At 68.9% G+C, this 20,090-nt stretch carries 25 protein-coding genes; 24 read left to right on the forward strand and 1 reads right to left on the reverse strand.

Annotated features, from left to right (window positions below):
- The first annotated feature begins 365 nt into the window (after positions 1 to 365).
- The gene (locus AAG801_RS14710) at positions 366 to 593 is read left to right on the forward strand and encodes a helix-turn-helix domain-containing protein (RefSeq protein WP_341889034.1); all 228 of its coding nucleotides are present in this window, start codon (positions 366 to 368) and stop codon (positions 591 to 593) included.
- Here the strand turns inward: AAG801_RS14710 and AAG801_RS14715 are convergent.
- A complete protein-coding gene (locus AAG801_RS14715) occupies positions 585 to 1,487 on the reverse strand; it encodes a LysR family transcriptional regulator (protein WP_341889035.1) in 903 nt (300 codons plus the stop codon). The genes AAG801_RS14710 and AAG801_RS14715 overlap by 9 nt on opposite strands.
- An 83-nt stretch (positions 1,488 to 1,570) precedes the next feature.
- Between AAG801_RS14715 and AAG801_RS14720 the strand changes: the two genes are divergently transcribed.
- The 23 genes from AAG801_RS14720 to AAG801_RS14830 all read left to right on the forward strand — a co-directional run bounded on the left by AAG801_RS14720 (position 1,571) and on the right by AAG801_RS14830 (position 20,083).
- Positions 1,571 to 1,912 (forward strand): protocatechuate 4,5-dioxygenase subunit alpha, encoded by a 342-nt coding sequence (locus tag AAG801_RS14720; protein WP_341889036.1) that lies wholly within the window; start codon positions 1,571 to 1,573, stop codon positions 1,910 to 1,912.
- Positions 1,913 to 1,924: 12 nt separating this feature from the next.
- Positions 1,925 to 2,764 (forward strand): class III extradiol dioxygenase family protein, encoded by an 840-nt coding sequence (locus tag AAG801_RS14725; protein WP_341889037.1) that lies wholly within the window; start codon positions 1,925 to 1,927, stop codon positions 2,762 to 2,764.
- A gap of 149 nt (positions 2,765 to 2,913) precedes the next feature.
- Positions 2,914 to 4,338: a nitrogenase iron-molybdenum cofactor biosynthesis protein NifE gene (gene nifE / locus AAG801_RS14730; protein ID WP_341889038.1), complete on the forward strand. Its 1,425-nt coding sequence runs from the start codon at positions 2,914 to 2,916 to the stop codon at positions 4,336 to 4,338.
- Position 4,339: 1 nt separating this feature from the next.
- Positions 4,340 to 5,770 (forward strand): nitrogenase iron-molybdenum cofactor biosynthesis protein NifN, encoded by a 1,431-nt coding sequence (nifN, locus tag AAG801_RS14735; protein WP_341889039.1) that lies wholly within the window; start codon positions 4,340 to 4,342, stop codon positions 5,768 to 5,770.
- A 22-nt stretch (positions 5,771 to 5,792) separates the two neighbouring features.
- Positions 5,793 to 6,206, forward strand: coding sequence for a nitrogen fixation protein NifX (gene nifX / locus AAG801_RS14740; protein WP_341889040.1), 414 nt, complete (start codon positions 5,793 to 5,795; stop codon positions 6,204 to 6,206).
- Positions 6,203 to 6,679 (forward strand): NifX-associated nitrogen fixation protein, encoded by a 477-nt coding sequence (locus tag AAG801_RS14745; protein WP_341889041.1) that lies wholly within the window; start codon positions 6,203 to 6,205, stop codon positions 6,677 to 6,679. Before nifX ends, AAG801_RS14745 begins: the two co-directional genes overlap by 4 nt.
- The gene (locus tag AAG801_RS14750) at positions 6,672 to 6,869 is read left to right on the forward strand and encodes a CCE_0567 family metalloprotein (protein ID WP_341889042.1); all 198 of its coding nucleotides are present in this window, start codon (positions 6,672 to 6,674) and stop codon (positions 6,867 to 6,869) included. The genes AAG801_RS14745 and AAG801_RS14750 overlap by 8 nt, the downstream gene beginning before the upstream one ends.
- A complete protein-coding gene (fdxB, locus tag AAG801_RS14755; RefSeq protein WP_341889043.1) occupies positions 6,866 to 7,171 on the forward strand; it encodes a ferredoxin III, nif-specific in 306 nt (101 codons plus the stop codon). Before AAG801_RS14750 ends, fdxB begins: the two co-directional genes overlap by 4 nt.
- A 13-nt stretch (positions 7,172 to 7,184) precedes the next feature.
- The gene (locus AAG801_RS14760) at positions 7,185 to 7,547 is read left to right on the forward strand and encodes a nitrogen fixation protein NifQ (RefSeq protein ID WP_341889044.1); all 363 of its coding nucleotides are present in this window, start codon (positions 7,185 to 7,187) and stop codon (positions 7,545 to 7,547) included.
- A gap of 139 nt (positions 7,548 to 7,686) precedes the next feature.
- Positions 7,687 to 9,180 (forward strand): benzoyl-CoA 2,3-epoxidase subunit BoxB, encoded by a 1,494-nt coding sequence (gene boxB, locus AAG801_RS14765; protein ID WP_341889045.1) that lies wholly within the window; start codon positions 7,687 to 7,689, stop codon positions 9,178 to 9,180.
- 104 nt (positions 9,181 to 9,284) lie between these two features.
- Positions 9,285 to 10,046, forward strand: a complete 762-nt coding sequence (modA, locus tag AAG801_RS14770) for a molybdate ABC transporter substrate-binding protein (protein WP_341889046.1) — start codon at positions 9,285 to 9,287, stop codon at positions 10,044 to 10,046.
- Positions 10,043 to 10,723, forward strand: a complete 681-nt coding sequence (modB, locus tag AAG801_RS14775) for a molybdate ABC transporter permease subunit (protein WP_341889047.1) — start codon at positions 10,043 to 10,045, stop codon at positions 10,721 to 10,723. Before modA ends, modB begins: the two co-directional genes overlap by 4 nt.
- Entirely contained in the window at positions 10,720 to 11,796 is a 1,077-nt protein-coding gene (gene modC, locus AAG801_RS14780) for a molybdenum ABC transporter ATP-binding protein (protein WP_341889048.1), read from the forward strand. Before modB ends, modC begins: the two co-directional genes overlap by 4 nt.
- A 76-nt stretch (positions 11,797 to 11,872) precedes the next feature.
- Positions 11,873 to 12,661 carry a TOBE domain-containing protein gene (locus AAG801_RS14785; RefSeq protein WP_341889049.1) on the forward strand — a complete coding sequence of 263 codons (789 nt, stop codon included), beginning with the start codon at positions 11,873 to 11,875 and terminating at the stop codon, positions 12,659 to 12,661.
- A gap of 182 nt (positions 12,662 to 12,843) precedes the next feature.
- Positions 12,844 to 14,064, forward strand: coding sequence for an IscS subfamily cysteine desulfurase (locus AAG801_RS14790; RefSeq protein ID WP_341889050.1), 1,221 nt, complete (start codon positions 12,844 to 12,846; stop codon positions 14,062 to 14,064).
- A 19-nt stretch (positions 14,065 to 14,083) separates the two neighbouring features.
- Positions 14,084 to 14,509: a Fe-S cluster assembly scaffold IscU gene (iscU, locus tag AAG801_RS14795; RefSeq protein WP_341889051.1), complete on the forward strand. Its 426-nt coding sequence runs from the start codon at positions 14,084 to 14,086 to the stop codon at positions 14,507 to 14,509.
- A gap of 81 nt (positions 14,510 to 14,590) precedes the next feature.
- Positions 14,591 to 14,962, forward strand: coding sequence for an iron-sulfur cluster insertion protein ErpA (erpA, locus tag AAG801_RS14800; RefSeq protein ID WP_341889078.1), 372 nt, complete (start codon positions 14,591 to 14,593; stop codon positions 14,960 to 14,962).
- An 11-nt stretch (positions 14,963 to 14,973) separates the two neighbouring features.
- The gene (gene iscA, locus AAG801_RS14805; protein WP_341889052.1) at positions 14,974 to 15,297 is read left to right on the forward strand and encodes an iron-sulfur cluster assembly protein IscA; all 324 of its coding nucleotides are present in this window, start codon (positions 14,974 to 14,976) and stop codon (positions 15,295 to 15,297) included.
- A 5-nt stretch (positions 15,298 to 15,302) separates the two neighbouring features.
- Positions 15,303 to 17,210, forward strand: coding sequence for a Fe-S protein assembly chaperone HscA (hscA, locus tag AAG801_RS14810; RefSeq protein ID WP_341889053.1), 1,908 nt, complete (start codon positions 15,303 to 15,305; stop codon positions 17,208 to 17,210).
- A complete protein-coding gene (gene fdx / locus AAG801_RS14815) occupies positions 17,207 to 17,566 on the forward strand; it encodes an ISC system 2Fe-2S type ferredoxin (RefSeq protein WP_341889054.1) in 360 nt (119 codons plus the stop codon). The genes hscA and fdx overlap by 4 nt, the downstream gene beginning before the upstream one ends.
- 167 nt (positions 17,567 to 17,733) lie before the next feature.
- Positions 17,734 to 18,885 (forward strand): homocitrate synthase, encoded by a 1,152-nt coding sequence (gene nifV / locus AAG801_RS14820; RefSeq protein WP_341889055.1) that lies wholly within the window; start codon positions 17,734 to 17,736, stop codon positions 18,883 to 18,885.
- Positions 18,873 to 19,220: a nitrogenase stabilizing/protective protein NifW gene (gene nifW / locus AAG801_RS14825; RefSeq protein ID WP_341889056.1), complete on the forward strand. Its 348-nt coding sequence runs from the start codon at positions 18,873 to 18,875 to the stop codon at positions 19,218 to 19,220. The genes nifV and nifW overlap by 13 nt, the downstream gene beginning before the upstream one ends.
- A 14-nt stretch (positions 19,221 to 19,234) precedes the next feature.
- A complete protein-coding gene (locus tag AAG801_RS14830) occupies positions 19,235 to 20,083 on the forward strand; it encodes an electron transfer flavoprotein subunit beta/FixA family protein (RefSeq protein ID WP_341889057.1) in 849 nt (282 codons plus the stop codon).
- Positions 20,084 to 20,090 lie beyond the last annotated feature (7 nt).

Consider the following 20,090-nt stretch of genomic DNA (forward strand, 5'->3'; position numbering starts at 1 on the left):
AAGGCGTCAGCTTGCGTACAGATCGGCGGTCTGTTCGAGCGACACGCCCGGACGCCGCGCAGTTCCTCATCGACGCTGCGGGCGGGGTGGCAGATGTACTCAAACGGTCGGTCCTTGCCTGGCCGATGCGAAGCTCGACGTCTGTCCACACCAGCGCCAGAAACATACAAGCGAAGCGAACGAAGTGAGCGCAGCGAGTTGGGCGGCCTGCCGCGAGCCCGAGCAGCACAAGGAAGTCGGCCCACCGGGCCGACCGCCGAAGCGAAGCGCGGAAGCCTGTCCGCACGCGCCTTTGCCGCTCCGACCTCAACACGCAAAGCAGACGTCGAACTTCCGCACAGGGCCGCGAACCGTCACTCTCTCGCGTGCCACGCCGAGCCTTCGAACTCGGCTTGATGTGCCGCCAGCCTGGCGGCTGGCCGCGCTGGCGTGCTGCGACGAGCATGTCGAGCGCCGCGGCGCCCGTGTCGAACATTGCCTTCGAGCTCGGCTTCGAGGATCCGGCCTGCTTCCGCCGCTTCTTCAAGCGCCACGTGGGCGCGGGGCCGCGCGAGTACCGCGACCGATCGCGCGGCCGCAGCGCCTCAGCCTAGCGCCTGTCTGGCGATGGACTCCACCGCCTCGCGCAGCCAGCGGTGCGACGGGTCGTGCTGGCGACGCAGGTGCCAGACCATGTACATCGGCATCGCCGGCGTGTCGATCGGCAGGGCGGCGCTGGCCAGGTCGCGCAGCACCCCGCGCGACAGCAGCGACGGGCCGGTGGCGAGCCGGGCGCTGCCGCGCAGCAGCGAGGCGATGCCTGCGTAGCCGGGCACCGTGGCGATCACCTCGCGCCCGATCCCCCGGGCAGCGAGCCAGTCGTCGACATCCAGGCCGCGGCCATCCTCGTAGCGGACCGAGACATGTTGCGCAGCGAGGTACTCGGCGCGCGTCGTCGGCGCGGTGCGCAGCGCGGGGTCGAAGAAGACCGCGTAGCGGTCCTCGAACAGGCGCTTCTGCATCAGGTCGGCCGCCTCGGGCGGGCGCGGCGTGAGGACCAGGTCGCACCCTTGCTCGCGAAGCAGCGGTGGCTGCGGGGCGCCCGAAGGCCAGATGCGCAGCCGTGCGCCGGGGCATTCCTGCCGGAGGCGCGCCAGCAGCGGCGGCACCAGCAGGTCGCGTTGAAGGTCGTTGGCGGCCAGCGTGATCGTGCCCTTCCAGCGCGCCGGCGCGAAGCCGGCGGCATGGCTGAACGCGCGCATCTCGTCGAGCAGCGCGCGCGCCCGATGTGCCAGCGCCTCGGCCTGTGCGGTGGCCACGATGCCGCGGCCCGCGCGCACGAACAGCGCATCGCCGGTGATGGCGCGCAGCTTGTCGAGCGCGTGGCTGACCGCCGACTGCGTCAGGCCGAGCCGCCGCGCGGCGTGCGTGATCGAGCCTTCCTCGTGCACCGCGAGCAGCAGCTGCAGGCCGTGCCCGTCCAGATCCAAATGATCGAAGTCGCTCATGAGTCACATGAAGAGACATCGCTTTATCGCATGAGAGGTCTTTTCGATACTGACCTTCGTCAACACGAGACCAGGAGACAGGCATGAGCTACGACATCCCCGGCACGACGCTGTTCGATGGCGGACAGGCGCGCAAGGGCTATGCGCTGAACAAGATGTGCTACTCGTTCAACGACAAGGCCAACCGCGACGCCTTCGCGGCCGACGAGGAGGGCTACTGCGCCCGCTTCGGCCTGAACGCGCAGCAACGCGAGGCGATCGCTGCGCGCAACGTGCTGCAGCTGATCGCCGCCGGCGGCAACGTCTACTACCTGGCCAAGTTCGCCGGCATCTTCGGCCTGGACGTGCAGGACCTCGGCGCCCAGCAGACCGGCATGACCAAGGATGCGTTCAAGGCCAAGCTGGCGGCCTACGCCCAGCAGTGAGGGAGACGCATCATGGCCAACATCGTCGGCGCCATCACCACCTCGCACGTGCCTGCCATCGGGCGCGCGATCGCCAGGAACCTGCAGGCCGATCCGTACTGGAAGCCCTTCTTCGACGGCTGGCCGCCGGTGCACCGCTGGCTCGACAGCGTCAAGCCGGACGTGGCGGTGGTCTTCTACAACGATCACGGACTGAACTTCTTCCTCGACAAGATGCCCACCTTCGCGATCGGTGCGGCGCCCGAGTACCGCAACGCCGACGAAGGCTGGGGCATCCCGCAGGTGCCGGCCTTCCAGGGCGAGCAGGATCTCTCGTGGCACCTGATCGAATCGCTGGTGGCCGACGAGTTCGACGTGGTCAGCTGCCAGGAGATGGAGGTCGATCACGCCTTCACGCTGCCGATGGCGCTGATGTACCCCTCGCAGGCCTGGCCGGTGAAGGTGGTGCCGGTGTGCATCAACACCGTGCAGTTCCCGTTGCCGTCGGCCAGGCGCTGCTACGCGCTGGGCGAAGCCGTCGGCCGTGCGGTACGGGCCTGGAAGAGCGACGCGCGCGTCGTGGTGCTCGGCACCGGCGGCCTCTCGCACCAGCTCGACGGTGAGCGAGCCGGCTTCATCAACAAGGACTTCGACCTCGCCTTCATGGAGAGCCTGCTGCACGACCCGCGCTGGGCCACGCAGTTCGACTCGACGCAACTGGTGGAGAAGGCCGGCACGCAGGGCGTGGAACTGCTGATGTGGCTGGCCGCGCGTGCGGCGCTGGGCGAGCGCGCGACGAGCGTGCACCGGAACTACCACATCCCCATCTCCAACACGGCCTCCGGCCTGATGGTGATGGCGCCGGCGGCCTGAGCCGCGCGTCGTTCGCTTTGTCGCAAATCCGCCAACGCGGCGGGTGCGGCCGCAGCGGCCCAAGTCCTTGATTCATCAGGGTTTGGGCCGCTGGCCCATGGTGGCATCGTTTCTGCAATGCAGCCTGCCAACCGCCACGGGAGGCCCGCATGACTGCATCGCTCAACGCCAAGATCGCCCAGGTCTTCGACGAGCCCGGCTGCGACATCAACCAGAAGAAGTCGGACAAGGAGCGCAAGAAGGGCTGCACCAAGCAGCTCACGCCGGGCGCCGCGGCCGGCGGCTGCGCCTTCGATGGCGCGAAGATCGCGCTGCAGCCGATCGTCGACGTGGCGCACCTGGTGCACGGGCCGATCGCCTGCGAGGGCAACAGCTGGGACAACCGGCACAGCGCGTCCAGCGGCGCGAGCACCTACCGCAGCGGCTTCACCACCGACATCAACGAGTTCGACGTCGTCTACGGCGGCGAGAAGCGCCTGTTCAAGGCGATCCGCGAGATCGTCGAGAAGGTCAACCCGCCGGCGGTGTTCGTCTACCAGACCTGCGTGACGGCGATGATCGGCGACGACGTCGAGGCGGTCTGCCAGCGCGCTTCGGCGAAGTTCGGCACGCCGGTCATCCCGGTCAACTCGCCCGGCTTCGCGGGGCCGAAGAACCTGGGCAACAAGCTCGGTGCCGAGGCGCTGCTCGACCATGTGATCGGCACGATCGAGCCCGAGTTCACGACGCCGTACGACATCAACATCATCGGCGAGTACAACCTGTCGGGCGAGCTCTGGCAGGTCAAGCCGCTGCTCGATGCACTGGGCGTGCGCGTGCAGTCGTGCATCTCCGGTGACGGGCGCTACCGCGAGATCGCCTCCGCCCACCGTGCGCGCGCCAACATGATGGTGTGCAGCAAGTCGATGATCAACGTCGCCACGCGCATGCAGCAGCGCTGGGGCATCCCGTACTTCGAGGGTTCGTTCTACGGCATCAGCGACATGAGCACCACGCTGCGCGAGATCGCGCGGCTGCTTGTCGAGCGCGGCGCGCCGGCCGAACTGCGTGACCGCGCCGAGGCGCTGATCGCCGCCGAGGAGGCGCGTGCCTGGGAGCGCATCCGCGCCTACCGCGAGCGGCTCGCCGGCAAGAAGGTGCTGCTGATCACCGGCGGGGTGAAGAGCTGGTCGGTGGTCTCCGCCTTGCAGGAGGCCGGGCTGCAGGTGGTGGGCACGAGCACGAAGAAGAGCACCAAGGAAGACAAGGAGAAGATCAAGGAGATCATGGGCCTGAGCGCCGATGACAGCGCGCACATGATCGACGACATGACGCCGCGCGAGATGTACGCGATGCTGCGCGACGCCAAGGCCGACATCATGCTCAGCGGCGGGCGCAGCCAGTTCGTCGCGCTGAAGGCGCGCATGCCCTGGATGGACATCAACCAGGAGCGCCACCACGCCTTTGCCGGCTACGAGGGCATGGTCACGATGGTGGCCGAGATCGACAAGGCGCTGTTCAACCCCGTGTGGGAGCAGGTGCGGGCGGCGGCGCCTTGGGAACGCGTGGATCCTTTGCTCGCAGCGGAGGCCTGACATGGCCCTCGTCACCGAATCGAAGAAGGCCTGTGCCGTCAATCCGCTGAAGATGAGCCAGCCGTTGGGCGCGAGCTATGCGTTCATGGGGCTGGAGTCGTGCATGCCGATGATGCACGGCTCGCAGGGTTGCACCTCGTTTGGCGTGGTGCTGCTGGTGCGCCACTTCAAGGAGGCCATCCCGCTGCAGACCACGGCGATGAACGAGGTCACCACCATCCTCGGCGGCTACGACAACCTCGAGAAGGCACTGCTGAACATCCGCAGCCGCGCCAGGCCCGCGATCATCGCCATCTGCTCGACCGGCCTGACCGAGACCAAGGGCGACGACGTCGACGGCTACATCCGCATGGCGCGCCAGAAGCACCCCGAGCTGGCCGACACCGAGATCGTCTACGTCTCCACGCCCGACTACGTCGGCGCCTTCCAGGACGGCTGGGCGCGTGCGGTGAAGACGCTGGTCTCGACGCTGCCGGAGACGGCGGTCGAGAAGCGGCCGCGCCAGGTCAACGTGCTGCCGGGTTGCCACCTCACGCCGGGCGACCTGGAAGAGCTGCGCGACGTCATCGAGCTGTTCGGCTTGCAGCCGGTGTTCGTGCCCGACGTGTCGGGCTCGCTGGACGGCCACATCCCCGAGCAGTGGCTGGGCACGACCATCGGCGGCACGCCGCTGGCCGAGCTGCGCACGCTGGGCGCGGCCGCGCACACGCTGGCCATCGGCGAGCAGATGCGCCCGGCCGCGGTGGCGCTGGCCGAGCGCTGCGGCGTGCCCTTCACGCTGTTCGACCGGCTCACCGGCCTGACCGCCACCGATGCCTTCGTCGCCAAGCTCGCCGAACTCTCCGGCCAGCCGGTACCGGCGAAGCTGCGCCGGCAACGCAGCCAGCTGGTCGACGCGATGCTCGACGGCCACTTCCACCTCGGCAACGTCAAGCTGGCCATTGCCGCCGAGCCCGACCTGCTGTGGTCCACCGGCATGTTCCTCGCCGAGATGGGCGTCGAGCTGGCGGTGTGCGTCACCACCACGCATTCGCCGCTGCTGGAGAGGCTGCCGGCCAGTGAGGTGCTGATCGGCGACCTGGAAGACTTCGAGCGTTGCGCCGCCGCGGCCGGCTGCGACCTGCTGATGACGCACTCGCATGGCCGCCAGGCCGCAGAGCGCCTGGCCAGGCCGCTGTTCCGCCTCGGTATCCCGATGTTCGACCGCGTCGGCAACGCGCACATCTGCCACGTCGGCTACCGCGGCACGCGCAACCTCGTCTACGCCGTGGGCAACCTGATGATGGAACAGATCGCCCACCACGGGCCGGACGACTGGCCCCTGCCAGCCGCGTCTCGCCTGGCCGCCGTCGCGCCTTCGACCACGCATTTGCCGGCACGCATCGACCGCCTGCCCAAGCCGGGTGACCAGCTCGCGCCGGCCAGCGCATGACCCTCACGTTTCAGGAGCAGCCATGAAGATCGCTTTCGCCACACAGGACCAGCAGCGCGTCGATGCGCACTTCGGCTGGGCAAAGCACCTCGCGGTGTACGAGATCACGCCCGAGGGCTACGACTTCGTGCACGACCACGGCTTCGGCGAGGACCTCGCCGAAGACGGCAACGAGGACAAGCTCGCGCCCAAGCTCGAGGCCATCAAGGACTGCGCGATCGTCTACGTCGCCGCCATCGGCGGCTCGGCGGCGGCGCGCGTGGTCGCCAGCAAGATCCACCCGATCAAGGTCAGCTCGCCCGAGCCCATCCTCGACATCCTCGACAAGCTGCAGGAGGTGCTCAAGGGCACGCCGCCGCCCTGGCTGCGCAAGGCGCTGCTGAAGGACCAGCCGCGCACGGCGGACTTCGACAGTGACGACGAGGTGAAGTCGTGAGCGCCGTCGCCACTGAAGCGCCCAGCGACGAGGCCGTGCTTCAGGACCCGTTCATCCGCGAGCTGGTCAAGCAGCTGCGTGCGCAGGACACCCACGGCACCTGGGAAGGCAAGAGCGACGCCAAGCTGCTCGAGCCCTTCATCCTCAGCGCCGAGCAACGCCGTGCATTGCCGCTGATGGGCGACCCGGACCCGGACACGCTGTGGCGCCTTGACCTGTTCCACAACGCCATCGGCCTGTCGATCGAGCGCGCCACCGGCTGCATGGTCTCGCCGATGACCAAGATGAGCCACGAGGGCTTCGGCCGCACGGTGCTGACCACCGGCCGGCTGATCGTCGTCAACCGCTACCTGCGCGACGTGCACCGCTTCGGCTTCCCCAGCCTCGCCAAGCTGGCCGAGGCCGGCAACAAGCTGGTCAGCGAAGGTGTGCAGATGATCGAGCAGTACAAGGAGGTCGCAACCTATGGATGAGCTGGACACCCTCAAGGCCGAGATCAGGAAGCTCAACGCCCGCGCCACGCAGGCGAAGATGGACCTGCACGATCTCAGCGAGGAACTGCCCACCAACTGGGAGCGCATCCCCGAGGTGGCGAAGGTCGCGCACGAGGCGCATGTGGCGCTGATGGCGGCGCGCAAGAGGCTGGCGGAGGTGGCGCCATGAGCAGTTTTACGGTCACGCTGCCCTCGGGCTCCACCTGGACGCCGACCTTCGTGCAGTCCATCAACGAGGAGAAGTGCATCGGCTGTGGACGATGCTTCCGCGTCTGCCCGCGCGGCGTGCTCGAACTCGTCGGCCTCAACGAAGAGGGCGAGCGCATCGCCGTCGATCCCGATGGCGACGAGGAGGAAGAGTACGAGAAGAAGGTGATGACGATCGCCCACGGCGAGCTGTGCATCGGCTGCACCGCGTGCTCGAAGATCTGCCCGAAGAAGTGCTACACGCACGCGGCGGCCAACGCGTGAACCGGGCCGCGGCGTGAACAGCATCGCGATGCAGCGCGCCGACGAGGTGATCGACCTCGTCGCGCTGCTGCTCGAGCACGCCGACCCGGCCGCCGGCACGCGAGAAGAGATCGCCGCGGTGGCCGAGCGCGTGGCCATCGCCTGCCTCGGCGGCAACCACCTCTGGCAGGACCTGCACTTCGCCTCGCGCGCCGAGCTGAGCGCGCTGATGGGCCGCTGGTTCCCGGCGCTGGTGGCGAAGAACCATGCCGACATGAAGTGGAAGAAGTTCCTCTACAAGCAGCTCTGCGAGCGCGAGGAACTCTTCATCTGCAAGGCGCCGAGCTGCGCCGTCTGCATCGACCGGCCGCTCTGCTTCGGGCCCGAAGAGGCCTGATCCCCCCGTTTCGCCGAATCGACGGGAGTCTGATCCAGATCAGAAACTCGCCCTCATACATGCAGCATTCTGCGTGTCCGTTGAATGACGCAGGCATAAAAATGCATTCAGCGCCCATCCACCCAGGAGCGAGCACCCCATGAGCGAGACGACCGACACCCTCATCGAAGTACCTGAATCCGTTCGAGGCGAGAGCTTCGTTGAAGTGAAGTACGACGATTCGATACCGAACAACGTCGACCTGGCCTCCGACAAGCAGCTCCAGCGTGCGCTGGAAAGCTGGCACCCCGGCTACCTGGACTGGTGGAAGGACATGGGCCCGGACGGATTCCAGGACGCCGAGGTCTACCTGCGCACGGCGGTCGGCGTCGACCCGGCCGGCTGGGCCAAGTTCGGCTACGTGAAGATGCCGCAGTACCGCTGGGGCATCCTGCTGGCGCCCAAGGTCGAGGGCCGCACCATTCCCTGCGGCAAGCACAAGGGCGAGCCGGCCTGGCAGGAAGTGCCGGGCGAGTACCGCTCGCTGCTCAAGCGCCTGATCGTGGTGCAGGCCGACACCGAGCCCGCCTCCGTCGAGCAGCAGCGCTACCTGGGCAAGACGGCGCCCTCGCTCTACGACATGCGCAATCTCTTCCAGGTCAACGTCGAGGAAGGCCGCCACCTGTGGGCGATGGTCTACCTGCTGGTCAAGCACTTCGGCAAGGACGGCCGCGAGGAAGCGCAGGCGCTGCTCGAACGCCGCAGCGGCCAGCAGGACAACCCGCGCATCCTCGGCGCCTTCAACGAGCGCACGCCGGACTGGCTGTCGTTTTTCATGTTCACCTACTTCACCGACCGCGACGGCAAGATGCAGCTCGCCGCGCTGGCCGAGAGCGGCTTCGACCCGCTGTCGCGCTCGTGCCGCTTCATGCTGACCGAAGAGGCGCACCACCTCTTCGTCGGCGAGACCGGCGTCGGCCGCACCATCGAGGCCACCTGTGCGGCGATGAACAAGGCCGGCATCACCGACCCGTACGACGTCGAGCGCATCCGCGCGCTCGGCGTGGTCGACCTGCCGCTGCTGCAGCGCAAGGCCAACTTCCACATGTCCGTGACGCGGGACCTGTTCGGCTCGGAGATCTCCAGCAACGCCGCCGACGCCTTCAACTCGGGCCTGAAGGGCCGCTTCAACGAAGCGCAGCTGACCGACGACCACCAGCTGCAGGACGCCACCTACCCGGTGATGCGCGTGGTCGACGGCCGGCTGGTGATGGAGGATGTGCCGGCGCTGCGCGCCATCAACAGCCGCCTGCTCGACGACTACATCGCCGACTGCCAGGGCGGCATCGATCGCTGGAACAAGGCGATCGAGAAGGCCGGCATCAACTTCCGCTTCACGCAGCCGCACAAGGGCTTCAACCGGCGTATCGGCGAGTTCGGCAAGCAGCGCATCAGCCCGGACGGCCGCCTGCTGAGCGAGGCCGAGTGGGCGGCCTCCAGCGGCCAGTGGCTGCCCAATGCGGCCGACATGGACTTCATCGGCACGCTGATGAAGCCCTGCGTCGAGCCGGGCCAATACGCCAGCTGGATCGCCCCGCCGCGCATGGGCATCAACGGCCAGCCCGGCGAGTACGAGTACGTGAAGATCGACTGAAAGGCGCGGGCCGGCGGCCCGCTTCTTGCTGCATGGCGTTGTGAAGTAGTATTTACAACGCTTTGTCGGGGTGCCGACGCAAGCCCGCAGCAAGGAGTTCCGCCATGCATCGCCCGTCAGTCACCGCGTTCGCCGCCCTGTTCGCCCTGCTGGCCTCGTTCGCCCACGCGGGCGAGGTCCAGCTGGCCGTGGCCGCCAACTTCGCCGGCCCGATCGGCAAGATCGGCGAGGCCTTCACGGCGGCGAGCGGCCACACGCTGAAGGTCTCGAGCGGCGCGACCGGAAAGTTCTACACGCAGATCATCAGCGGCGCGCCCTTCGAGGTGCTGCTCGCCGCCGACGACGAGACGCCGAAGAAGCTGGTGGCCGAAGGCCATGCCGTGGCCGGCAGCGACTTCACCTACGCGCTCGGCAAGCTGGTGCTGTGGAGTGCGCAGCCCGGCTTCGTCGATCCGCAGGGGGCGGTGCTCGCGTCGGACAAGGTGAGGCATGTCGCCATCGCCAACCCCAAGGTGGCGCCCTACGGTGCGGCGGCTGTCGAGGTGATCAAGGCGCGCGGCCTCGCCGATGCGGTCACACCCAAGCTGGTGACGGCCGAGAGCATCGCGCAAGCCTATCAGTTCGCCTTCACCGGCAACGCCGAGGTCGGCTTCGTGGCCTTGTCGCAGGTGGCGGCGCCGGGCAAGCCGGTGGTCGGCTCGTACTGGCTGGTGCCGGCCAACCTGTACGGCGAGATCCGCCAGGACGCGGTGTTGCTCAAGGCGGGCGAGAAGAACCCGGCTGCCGCAGCGCTGCTTGCCTACCTGAAGAGCGAGGCGGCACAGAAGCTCATTCGCGACTTCGGCTACGGCCTTGCCTCGCCATGACACCGGCCGACTGGAGCGCCGTCCGGCTGACCACACAACTGGCGGCCGTGACCACGGTGCTGCTGCTGATCGTCGGCACGCCGATGGCGTGGTGGCTGGCTCGCACGCACTCGCGACTGAAGCCGTTCTGGGCTGCGCTGGTGGCCATGCCGCTGGTGCTGCCGCCGACGGTGATCGGCTTCTACCTGCTGCTGCTGATGGGCCCGCAGGGGCCGGTGGGCCAGTTCACGCAGTGGCTCGGGCTCGGGCGGCTGCCGTTCACCTTCGCCGGGCTGGTGGTGGCCTCGGTGATCTACTCGCTGCCCTTCGTCGTGCAGCCGCTGCAGCAGGCCTTCGAGGCGATTCCGGAGCGCACGCTGGAGGCAGCGGCCACGCTGCGCGCCAGCCCCTGGGATCGCTTCTTCAGCGTCGCCGTGCCGCTGGCACGGCCCGGCTTCGTGACGGCCAGCGTGCTCGGTTTCGCGCACACCGTCGGCGAGTTCGGCGTGGTGCTGATGATCGGCGGCAACATTCCGGACAAGACGCGCGTGCTCTCGGTGGCGATCTACGACCACGTCGAGGCCACGGAGTTTGCCGATGCGCACCGGCTTGCCGCCGGCATGGTGGCGTTCGCGCTGGTGGTGCTGGTCACGCTGTACGTGGTCAACCGCCCGGTGCGCGAGGAGCGGCCCGCATGATTGAGGCGCGACTCTCGCTGCCGCGGCGCGGCTTCATGCTCGACGTGGCGCTGAACCTGCCCGCGCGCGGCGTCACCGCACTGTTCGGGCCGTCGGGCTGCGGCAAGACCACGCTGCTGCGTGCGCTCGCCGGACTGGAGCAGGCGCAGGGGCGGATCGCGCTGGGTGGGGAGGTCTGGCAGGACGACGCGGCGGGCCGCTTCGTGCTCACCCACCAGCGCGCGATCGGCTACGTGATCCAGGAGGCGGCGCTGTTCCCGCATCTGGACGTCCAGCGCAACCTGGCCTATGGCCTCAAGCGCATCGTCCCCGGCGAGCGCCGCATTGCGCTCGACCAGGTGGTGGACCTGCTCGGTATCGGTCACCTGCTCGAGCGCCGGCCCGACACGCTCTCCGGCGGCGAGCGCCAGCGCGTGGCGATCGCGCGGGCCCTGGCCACCAGCCCGAAGCTGCTGCTGATGGACGAGCCGCTGGCCGCGCTCGATGCGAAGCGCAAGGCCGAGGTGCTGCCTTACCTCGACCGGCTGCACGCGGAGCTCGGCATCCCGATGATCTACGTGAGCCACTCGATCGACGAGGTGGCGCGCCTGGCCGACCACCTGGTGCTGATGGACGCCGGCCGCGTGCTCGCCGACGGGCCGCTGCCCGACATGCTGGCGCGGCTCGACCTGCCGGTGGCCTTCGGCGACGACGCCGGCGTGGTGCTCGACGCCGTGGTCGGCGAGCGTGATCCGCAATGGCAGCTCGCCCGGCTCGATGTCGACGGCGAGGCCTGCCGGCTGTGGTCGCGTGATGCGGGCCTGCCGGTGGGCCGGCGCGTGCGCCTGCGCGTGCTGGCGCGCGACGTCAGCCTGACGCGCACGCCGCAGACCGGCACCAGCATTGGCAACCAGTTGCGCGGCACCATCGAGGCGATTGCCGATGACGAGCACCCGGCGCTCGCGCTGGTGCGCGTGCGCGTCGGCACGGCGCCGGTGGTGGCGCGGCTGACGCGCCGCTCGGCGCATGCGCTCGAGCTGGCGGTCGGCATGCCGGTGTGGGCGCAGGTGAAGACCGTGGCGTTGATGGAATGAGCGCCGCACGGCCGTTCCGAAGGCGCTCGCGCCCCCTCGGGGGGCCGACCCGCAGGGTCTTGGGGGCGACATCGCGATGAGCGGCAATCTCCTCAGCGCCGATCTCAAGCTCGCCGGCCGGCTCGACGCGCGCTTCTTCGCGCTGCTCGAGGCGCTGGACGCCACCGGCTCGATCAACAAGGCCGCGCGCACCGCGGGCCTCAGCTACAAGGGCGCCTGGCTGCTGCTCGAGACCGCCTGCAACCTCGCCAACGAGCCGCTGCTCGAGACCGTCACCGGCGGCGCCGGTGGTGGCGGCACGCAACTCACCGTCGCCGCGCGCGGCCTGCTCGGCGCCTGGCGCACGTTGCAGGACGAGCACCGCGAGTTCCTGCGCGCCCAGGAGGCGCGCCTTGCCCAACTGCCGGCCTTGAGCGGCCTGCTTCGGAGAATGGCCATGAAGACCACTGCACGCAACCAGTTCGCCGGCACCGTCAAGGCGATCGAGCTCGGGCCGGTCTCGGCCACCGTGACGATCTCGCTGAAGAGTGGCGATCAGATCACCGCGACGATGACTTCGGCCGCCGCGCAGCGCCTCAAGCTGAAGAAGGGCAAGGAGGCGCTGGCACTGATCAAGGCCTCGGCGGTGGTGCTGGTGACCGACTTCGCCGGCTGGCAGCTCTCGGCGCGCAACCAGCTCGCCGGCACCGTCTCGCGCATCGAGCGCGGCGCCGTGTCGTCGCTGGTGATCCTCACGCTGCCCGGCGGCGCCACGATGACGGCCAGCGTCACCAACGAAGGCGTGGAGGCGCTGGACCTGAAGGTCGGGGCACCGGCGACGGCGGTGTTCAAGGCGTACTCGGTGATGGTCGCTGCGCAACCCTGAGCGCAGCGCGTCGCACTCCCGACAAAGGCGACAAGCGTCGCTTTCCGACGCGGGGCGTCGGGCCGGCACGCGAGCGCGACAACGCAGCAAGTGACTGATCCACCGGGCTTTTTCGCCCCGGCGACGGACTGGCACGCTCCGTGCGAAAGAGCCCGCCAGACGCACCCGCTGGAGCGAGCCCCATGGACCTGCCGACCACCAAGCCGATCTACCTGGACTACGCCGCCACCACGCCGGTCGATCCGCGCGTCGTGCAGCAGATGCTGCCCTTCCTCTACGAGCAGTTCGGCAACCCGGCCTCGCGCAGCCATGCCTACGGCTGGGCCGCGGAAGAGGCGGTGGAGATCGCCCGCGAACACGTCGCCGCGCTGATCGGCGCCGACCCGCGCGAGATCGTCTGGACGAGCGGCGCCACCGAGTCGAACAACCTCGCCATCAAGGGCGCGGCGATGTTCCACAAGGGCAAGGGCCGCCATCTGATCACGCTGAAGACCGAGCACAAGGCCGTGCTCGACACCATGCGTGAACTCGAGCGCGAGGGCTTCGAGGTCACGTACCTCGACGTGATGGGCAACGGCCTGGTCGACCTCGACGTGCTGACGGCTGCGTTGCGGCCCGACACCATCCTGGTCTCGGTGATGTACGTGAACAACGAGATCGGCGTGATCCAGGACATCCCGGCGATCGGCGCGCTGTGCCGCGCGCGCGGCATCCTCTTGCACGTCGACGCGGCGCAGGCCAGCGGCAAGCTGGCGATCGACCTGGCGAGCCTGCCGGTCGACCTGATGAGCCTGTCGGCGCACAAGACCTACGGGCCCAAGGGCATCGGCGCGCTGTACGTTCGGCGCAAGCCGCGTGTGCGCATCGAGGCGCAGATCCACGGCGGCGGCCACGAGCGCGGCATGCGCTCGGGCACGCTGCCGACGCACCAGATCGTCGGCATGGGCGAGGCCTACCGGCTGGCGCGCGAGGCGATGGGCAGCGAGAACGAGCGCATCCGCGCCCTGCGCGACCGCCTTCTCGCTGCTCTGCAGTCCATCCCCGAGGTGCGCATCAACGGCGACCTGGAGCGGCGCGTGCCGCACAACCTGAACATCAGTTTCCAGTTCGTCGAGGGCGAGTCGCTGCTGATGGGCATGAAGGGCATCGCGGTGTCCTCCGGCTCGGCCTGCACCTCGGCCAGCCTGGAGCCGAGCTACGTGCTGCGTGCGCTCGGCCTGTCGGACGAGATCGCGCACAGCTCGATCCGCTTCTCGGTCGGCCGCTTCACCACCGAGGCGGAGATCGACCGCGCCGTCGAGCAGGTCAAGGGCACGGTCGAGCGGCTGCGTTCGCTCAGCCCGCTGTGGGACATGCACCAGGCTGGCATCGATATCGGATCGATCCAGTGGGCCGAACACTGACCAGCAAGGGAGCGACACCATGGCATACAGCGACAAGGTCATCGACCACTACGAGAACCCGCGCAACGTCGGCGGCTTCGATGCTGGCGACAGCGTCGGCACCGGCATGGTCGGCGCACCGGCCTGCGGCGACGTGATGAAGCTGCAGATCAAGGTCAACCCGGCCACCGGCGTGATCGAGGACGCGAAGTTCAAGACCTACGGCTGCGGTTCGGCGATCGCCTCCAGCTCGCTGGTCACCGAGTGGGTCAAGGGCAAGACGCTGGACCAGGCGCTGGCGATCAAGAACACCGCGATTGCCGAGGAGCTGGCGCTGCCGCCGGTGAAGATCCACTGCTCCATCCTCGCAGAGGACGCGATCAAGGCCGCGGTGTCGGACTACCGCACGCGCCACGACGCCGTCCTCGAGCAAGCCGCCTGCGCGCCGGCTGCGAAGGCCACCTGAAGCTTCAACCCCAAGGAGATCCGAATGTCCGCCTGCCAATCCCAGCCCGGTGCCGGCTCGTCCTGCGCCACCGCCAACCCGATGGCCGCCAGCGGCTTCGTGCCGCTGGTGCTGCCCGAAGGCGCCTCGCCGCTGAACATCAGCGACAGCGTGGTCGGCAAGGTCGCCGAGATGCTCGCCGAAGAGGGTGACCCGGCGCTGCAGCTGCGCATCTTCGTCACCGGCGGCGGCTGCTCCGGCTTCCAGTACGGCTTCGCCTTCGACGACGAGAAGAAGGAAGACGACGTCCGCGTCGAGCGCGGGGCGATCACCGTGGTGGTCGATGCGATGAGCCTGCAATACCTGATGGGCGCCGAGATCGACTACGAAGACAACCTGGAAGGCGCTCGCTTCGTGATCCGCAATCCGAACGCCTCCAGCACCTGTGGGTGCGGCAGTTCGTTCTCGGTCTGAAGGAGGCTGCCATGTCGCTGTCCGTGACACCGAAGGCGGCCAACCAGATCCGCAAGGCCATGGCCAAACGTGGCGGCGGTGTGGGCCTGCGCGTGGCCATCAAGACCAGTGGCTGCTCGGGCTACGCCTATGCGCTGGAGTTTGCCGACGAAGCGACACCCGAGGATCTCAGCTTCGAGAGCGAAGGCGTGCAGCTGCTCGTCGACGCCAAGAGCCTGGCGATGATCGACGGCACGCAGCTCGACTGGGTGCGCGAGGGCCTCAACGAAGGGTTCAAGTTCAACAACCCGAACGCCAGCGCCACCTGCGGCTGCGGCGAATCGTTCGCGGTGTAGCCACCATGGCGCTGCTGCAGATCGCCGAACCCGGCCGCGCCGCAGCGCCGCACCAGCATCGGCTGGCGGTGGGCATCGACCTGGGCACCACCAACTCGCTGGTCGCCACGGTGCGCAGCGCCGTGCCCACGGTGCTGGCCGACGAGCACGGCCGGCGGCTGCTGCCCTCGGTCGTGCACTACGGCGAAGAAGACGCCGTGCGTGTCGGCGACGAGGCCTGCGAGCGAGCCGCCGAGGACCCGGCCAACACGATCGCCTCGGCCAAGCGACTGATCGGTCGATCGCTGGCCGACGTCAACGCCGAGGGCTTCCCGTACGCCGTGGTGGCCATGTCCGACAGCGCCGTCGGTGTGCGCACGCGGCATGGCCTGAAGAGCCCGGTGGATGTCGGCGCGGAGGTGCTGCGCGCCTTGCGCGAGCGTGCCGAGAGCGCACTCGGCGGCGCGCTGGTCGGCGCGGTGATCACCGTGCCAGCCTACTTCGACGACGCACAGCGCCAGGCGACCAAGGATGCGGCGGCGAAGGCCGGCCTGACCGTGCTGCGCCTGCTCAACGAACCGACGGCGGCCGCGGTGGCCTACGGCCTCGACCACGCCGAGGAAGGCATCTACGTCGTCTACGACCTCGGCGGCGGCACCTTCGACGTCTCGATCCTGCGCCTGATGCGCGGTGTGTTCGAGGTCATCGCGACCAGCGGCGACGCGCAGCTCGGCGGGGACGACTTCGACCACCGCCTGGCCGCCTGGTTTGCTACCGCCACCGGCGGTGGCTGGGGGGCGCTTGAGATCGGCGCGCTGCATGCCGCTGCGCGTGCGGCCAAGGAGGCGCTGACCGACAGGCTCGAGGTGAGCATGCAATGCCGCCGCGCCGACGGCACGCTCGAGTCGCAGACGGTCGACCGAGCGCTGTTCGACGACCTGACGCAGGACCTCATCGAGCGCACGCTAGCCCCCGTCAGGCGCGCGCTGCGCGACGCCAAGCTCAAGCCCGCCGAGGTCAACGGCGTGGTGCTGGTCGGCGGCTCGACACGCATGCTGCAGGTGCGCGCCGCGGTGAAGCGCCTGTTCGGCCACGAGCCCTTCACCGGCATCGACCCCGACCAGGCCGTGGCGCTGGGCGCGGCGATCCAGGCCGACCAGCTGGCCGGCAACCGCGCCGGCGGCGACCAGCTGCTGCTGCTCGACGTCAGCCCGCTGTCGCTCGGATTGGAGACCATGGGCGGGCTGGTCGAGAAGATCATCCCGCGCAACAGCGGCATCCCGACGGCGCGCGCGCAGGAGTTCACCACCTTCAAGGACGGCCAGACCGCGATGGCGCTGCACGTGGTGCAGGGCGAGCGCGAGCTGGTGAGCGAATGCCGCTCGCTGGCGCGCTTCACGCTGCGAGGCATCCCGCCGATGGTGGCCGGCGCGGCGCGCATCCGCGTGACTTTCCAGATCGATGCCGACGGCTTGCTGTCGGTCAGCGCGCTCGAGCAGGCCAGCGGCATGCACGCGCAGGTGGAGGTCAAGCCGAGCTACGGCCTGGCGCAGGACGCGGTGGCGAGCATGCTGATGGATGCGATCGGCAGCGCCGAGGCCGATGCGGCGGCGCGAATGCTGCGCGAGGCCGAGGTCGACGCACGCCGCCTGCTCGATGCCACCGAGGCCGCGCTGCGCGAGGACGGTGACCAGTTGCTGCAGCCGCGCGAACAGTTCGTGATCCTCGGTGCGATGCAGGCGGTGGCCGATCTGCTCGAACAGTGCGCCGAAGGCGAAGGCAGCTCGCTCGCCGAGCACAAGAGCTTGCGCGTGGCGCTGCGCGATGCGACCGAGGCGCTGAACCGCGCCACCACGCCGTTCGCCGGCAAGCGCATGGACGCGCGCGTGCGCCAGGCCCTCTCCGGCCAGCGCATCGATCAGCTCGCCGCATGAGCGACACGCCGGTCAAGGCGACAACACATGTGCGCGTCATGCCGCATGCGGAGCTGTGCCCCGAAGGTCTGACCTTCGAGGCGCGGCAAGGCCGCAAGCTGGTCGACGAACTGCTCGCCCACGGCATCGCCATCGAACACGCCTGCGAGAAGGTCTGCGCCTGCGCGACCTGCCATGTGCACCTGCGTAGCGGCGCTGAGTTCGTGGCGCCCCCCGACGAGGAAGAGGAAGACCAGCTCGACGATGCCTGGGGCCTCGACGCGCAGTCGCGCCTGTCGTGCTGCGTGCGCGTGAAGGGCGCCGAGCTGGTCATCGAGCTGCCGAAGTTCTCGCGCAACCACGCGCGCGAGAAGTAGCCAAGCGCGGCCGAGGCCACGTCGGCCTGTCGGCATTCCGACAAAGACCACAGCCGCCCCGCGGCCCCGTTCGAGGCGAAAAAGTCCATGCAGATCAAGCACTTGGCCTTCGCGTGTGGCGTGGCACAGCGCTTGCGATGAACCGCTCGTCAAAGCCTGGAGGCGACATGACTTCCCGAACCGACGGCACCGCACTGCTGACCATCAACGACACCACCTTGCGTGATGGCGAGCAGACCGCGGGCGTGGCCTTCACCGACGACGAGAAGCTCGCCATCGCAGCGGCGCTCGACGCGGCCGGCGTGCCGGAGATGGAAGTCGGCATCCCGGCGATGGGCGGGCACGAAGTCGAGCTGATCCGCGAGATCACCGCGGCGACCAGGCGTGCGGCCACCATGGTCTGGGCGCGCATGGTCGACAGCGACCTCGCCAGCGCGCTGCGCTGCGGCGCCGACATCGTGCACCTGTCGATCAGCGTGTCGGACGTCCAGATCGAACGCAAGCTCGGCCGTGACCGCGACTGGGTTCTCGCCACCCTCCGCCGCTTCGTCGACCGTGCGGCCGATGCCGGCGCGACGGTCAGCGTTGGCTTCGAGGATGCCTCGCGCGCCGACGGCGACTTCCTCGTCCGCGCGGCGCAGCTCGCGCAGCAGCATGGCGCGGTGCGCGTGCGCTATGCCGACACGCTCGGCCTGCTCGAGCCTTTCAGCACGCACGAGCGCATCGGCCGCCTGCGCCGCGAGATCGACATCGGCATCGAGATGCATGCCCACAACGACCTCGGCCTGGCCACCGCGAACACGCTGGCCGCCGTGCTGGCCGGCGCCACGCACGCCAGCACCACCGTCAACGGCCTGGGCGAACGTGCCGGCAACGCGGCGCTCGAAGAGGTGGTGATGGCCGCGCGGCATCTCTACGCGGTGGACTGCGGTGTCGACACGACGAAGCTGCCGCGCATCTCGCAGCTCGTCGCGCAGGCGTCGGGCCGGCCGGTGGCGGCGGGCAAGAGCATCGTCGGCGCGGCGGTGTTCACGCATGAATCGGGCATCCACGTCGACGGCCTGCTCAAGGACCGCGGCAACTACGAAGCCTTCCAGCCCGAGGAGCTGGGCCGCCAGCACGCGCTGGTGCTCGGCAAGCACTCGGGCTCGCACGGCGTGCGCGACGCCTACGCGCGGCTGGGCATGCAGCTGAGCGCGCAGCAGGCGCATGCGCTGCTCGACTGCATCCGCTCCCACGTGGCCGCCACCAAGCGTGCCCCCACCGACGCGGAGCTGCTCCGCTTCTACTTCGACGAGGAATCCGCATGGACAGCCTGACCGACCGACTCAAGGCGCTGTCGAGCGCCGAGGACTTCTTTGGATTCTTCGCCGTGCCCTTCGACGAGCGCATCGTGCAGGTCAACCGCCTGCACATCCTCAAGCGCTTCTACCAGTACCTGCACAAGAGTGAAGGGCTGGCCGGCCTGGGCGAGGTGGAGATGTTCAAGCGCTACCGCGAGCTGCTCACGCGCGCTTACGAGGACTTCGTCAGCTCCACGCCGGCGCGCGAGAAAGTCTTCAAGGTGTTCCAGGACACCGACGGCACGCAGCACGTGCAGCTCGCCTCGCTGCGCGACAGCCTGGCCGATCGGCGCGTGCAGCGCGCGGCCTGACCCGGGAGACCGACATGCACATCGTCGTCTGCATCAAGCAGGTGCCCGACTCGGCGCAGATCCGCGTCCACCCGGTCACCAACACCATCATGCGGCAGGGCGTGCCGGCGATCGTCAACCCGTACGACCTGTTCGCGCTGGAGGAGGCGCTGCGCCTGAAGGACCAGTTCGGCGGCCGCGTCACCATGCTGTGCATGGGCCCGCCGCAGGCCGAAGAGGCACTGCGCAAGTGCATCAGCTTCGGCGCGACCGACGCGGTGCTGGTCACCGACCGCGCCTTCGCCGGCGCCGACACGCTGGCCACCAGCTACGCGCTGGCCGCGGCGATCCGCCGCATCGGCCAGGAACAGGCGGTGGACCTGGTGTTCACCGGCAAGCAGACCATCGACGGCGACACCGCGCAGGTCGGCCCCGGCATCGCCAAGCGGCTCGGCCTGAACCTGCTGACCTACGTGAGCAAGATCGTCGAGGTCGACCTCGATGCGCGCCGGCTCAAGGTGGAGCGCCGCGCCGAAGGCGGCGTGCAGCTGCTCGACACCACGCTGCCCTCGCTGATCACCATGCTCGAGGGCACCAACCAGATGCGCTTCGCGACCATGGACGACATGCTGCGCGCCGGCCGCTTCGCGGTGCGCAAGTGGAACAAGGACGACGCCGGCATCGAGGACCTGACGAAGATCGGCCTGAAGGGCTCGCCGACCATCGTCAGCAAGGTGTTCGGCCCGACGCCGCGCACCGACAAGGCCGACATGCAGGTGGTGGCCGACAGCAGCGTGCAGGACGTGACGCTGAACCTGCTGCAGAAGATCTTCACCACGCATCCGCAGATCGAGGCGGAGCTGGTGGAGCGGCTGTCCGCCTGAAGGAGCA

The sequence above is a fragment of the Variovorax sp. YR752 genome (assembly GCF_943372545.1).

Excerpts from the sequence above, each read along its gene's own strand:
- AAG801_RS14750 (WP_341889042.1), top strand. The coding sequence starts at position 6,672 with ATGGATGAGCTGGACACCCTCAAGGCCGAGATCAGGAAGCTCAACGCC.
- fdxB (WP_341889043.1), top strand. The coding sequence starts at position 6,866 with ATGAGCAGTTTTACGGTCACGCTGCCCTCGGGCTCCACCTGGACGCCG.
- AAG801_RS14830 (WP_341889057.1), top strand. The coding sequence starts at position 19,235 with ATGCACATCGTCGTCTGCATCAAGCAGGTGCCCGACTCGGCGCAGATC.
- iscA (WP_341889052.1), top strand. The coding sequence starts at position 14,974 with ATGTCGCTGTCCGTGACACCGAAGGCGGCCAACCAGATCCGCAAGGCC.
- modC (WP_341889048.1), top strand. The coding sequence starts at position 10,720 with ATGATTGAGGCGCGACTCTCGCTGCCGCGGCGCGGCTTCATGCTCGAC.
- AAG801_RS14725 (WP_341889037.1), top strand. The coding sequence starts at position 1,925 with ATGGCCAACATCGTCGGCGCCATCACCACCTCGCACGTGCCTGCCATC.
- AAG801_RS14720 (WP_341889036.1), top strand. The coding sequence starts at position 1,571 with ATGAGCTACGACATCCCCGGCACGACGCTGTTCGATGGCGGACAGGCG.
- nifN (WP_341889039.1), top strand. The coding sequence starts at position 4,340 with ATGGCCCTCGTCACCGAATCGAAGAAGGCCTGTGCCGTCAATCCGCTG.
- AAG801_RS14715 (WP_341889035.1), bottom strand. The coding sequence starts at position 1,487 with ATGAGCGACTTCGATCATTTGGATCTGGACGGGCACGGCCTGCAGCTG.
- nifW (WP_341889056.1), top strand. The coding sequence starts at position 18,873 with ATGGACAGCCTGACCGACCGACTCAAGGCGCTGTCGAGCGCCGAGGAC.
- modB (WP_341889047.1), top strand. The coding sequence starts at position 10,043 with ATGACACCGGCCGACTGGAGCGCCGTCCGGCTGACCACACAACTGGCG.
- modA (WP_341889046.1), top strand. The coding sequence starts at position 9,285 with ATGCATCGCCCGTCAGTCACCGCGTTCGCCGCCCTGTTCGCCCTGCTG.
- hscA (WP_341889053.1), top strand. The coding sequence starts at position 15,303 with ATGGCGCTGCTGCAGATCGCCGAACCCGGCCGCGCCGCAGCGCCGCAC.
- nifX (WP_341889040.1), top strand. The coding sequence starts at position 5,793 with ATGAAGATCGCTTTCGCCACACAGGACCAGCAGCGCGTCGATGCGCAC.
- nifE (WP_341889038.1), top strand. The coding sequence starts at position 2,914 with ATGACTGCATCGCTCAACGCCAAGATCGCCCAGGTCTTCGACGAGCCC.
- AAG801_RS14790 (WP_341889050.1), top strand. The coding sequence starts at position 12,844 with ATGGACCTGCCGACCACCAAGCCGATCTACCTGGACTACGCCGCCACC.
- boxB (WP_341889045.1), top strand. The coding sequence starts at position 7,687 with ATGAGCGAGACGACCGACACCCTCATCGAAGTACCTGAATCCGTTCGA.
- iscU (WP_341889051.1), top strand. The coding sequence starts at position 14,084 with ATGGCATACAGCGACAAGGTCATCGACCACTACGAGAACCCGCGCAAC.
- AAG801_RS14785 (WP_341889049.1), top strand. The coding sequence starts at position 11,873 with ATGAGCGGCAATCTCCTCAGCGCCGATCTCAAGCTCGCCGGCCGGCTC.
- fdx (WP_341889054.1), top strand. The coding sequence starts at position 17,207 with ATGAGCGACACGCCGGTCAAGGCGACAACACATGTGCGCGTCATGCCG.
- erpA (WP_341889078.1), top strand. The coding sequence starts at position 14,591 with ATGGCCGCCAGCGGCTTCGTGCCGCTGGTGCTGCCCGAAGGCGCCTCG.
- nifV (WP_341889055.1), top strand. The coding sequence starts at position 17,734 with ATGACTTCCCGAACCGACGGCACCGCACTGCTGACCATCAACGACACC.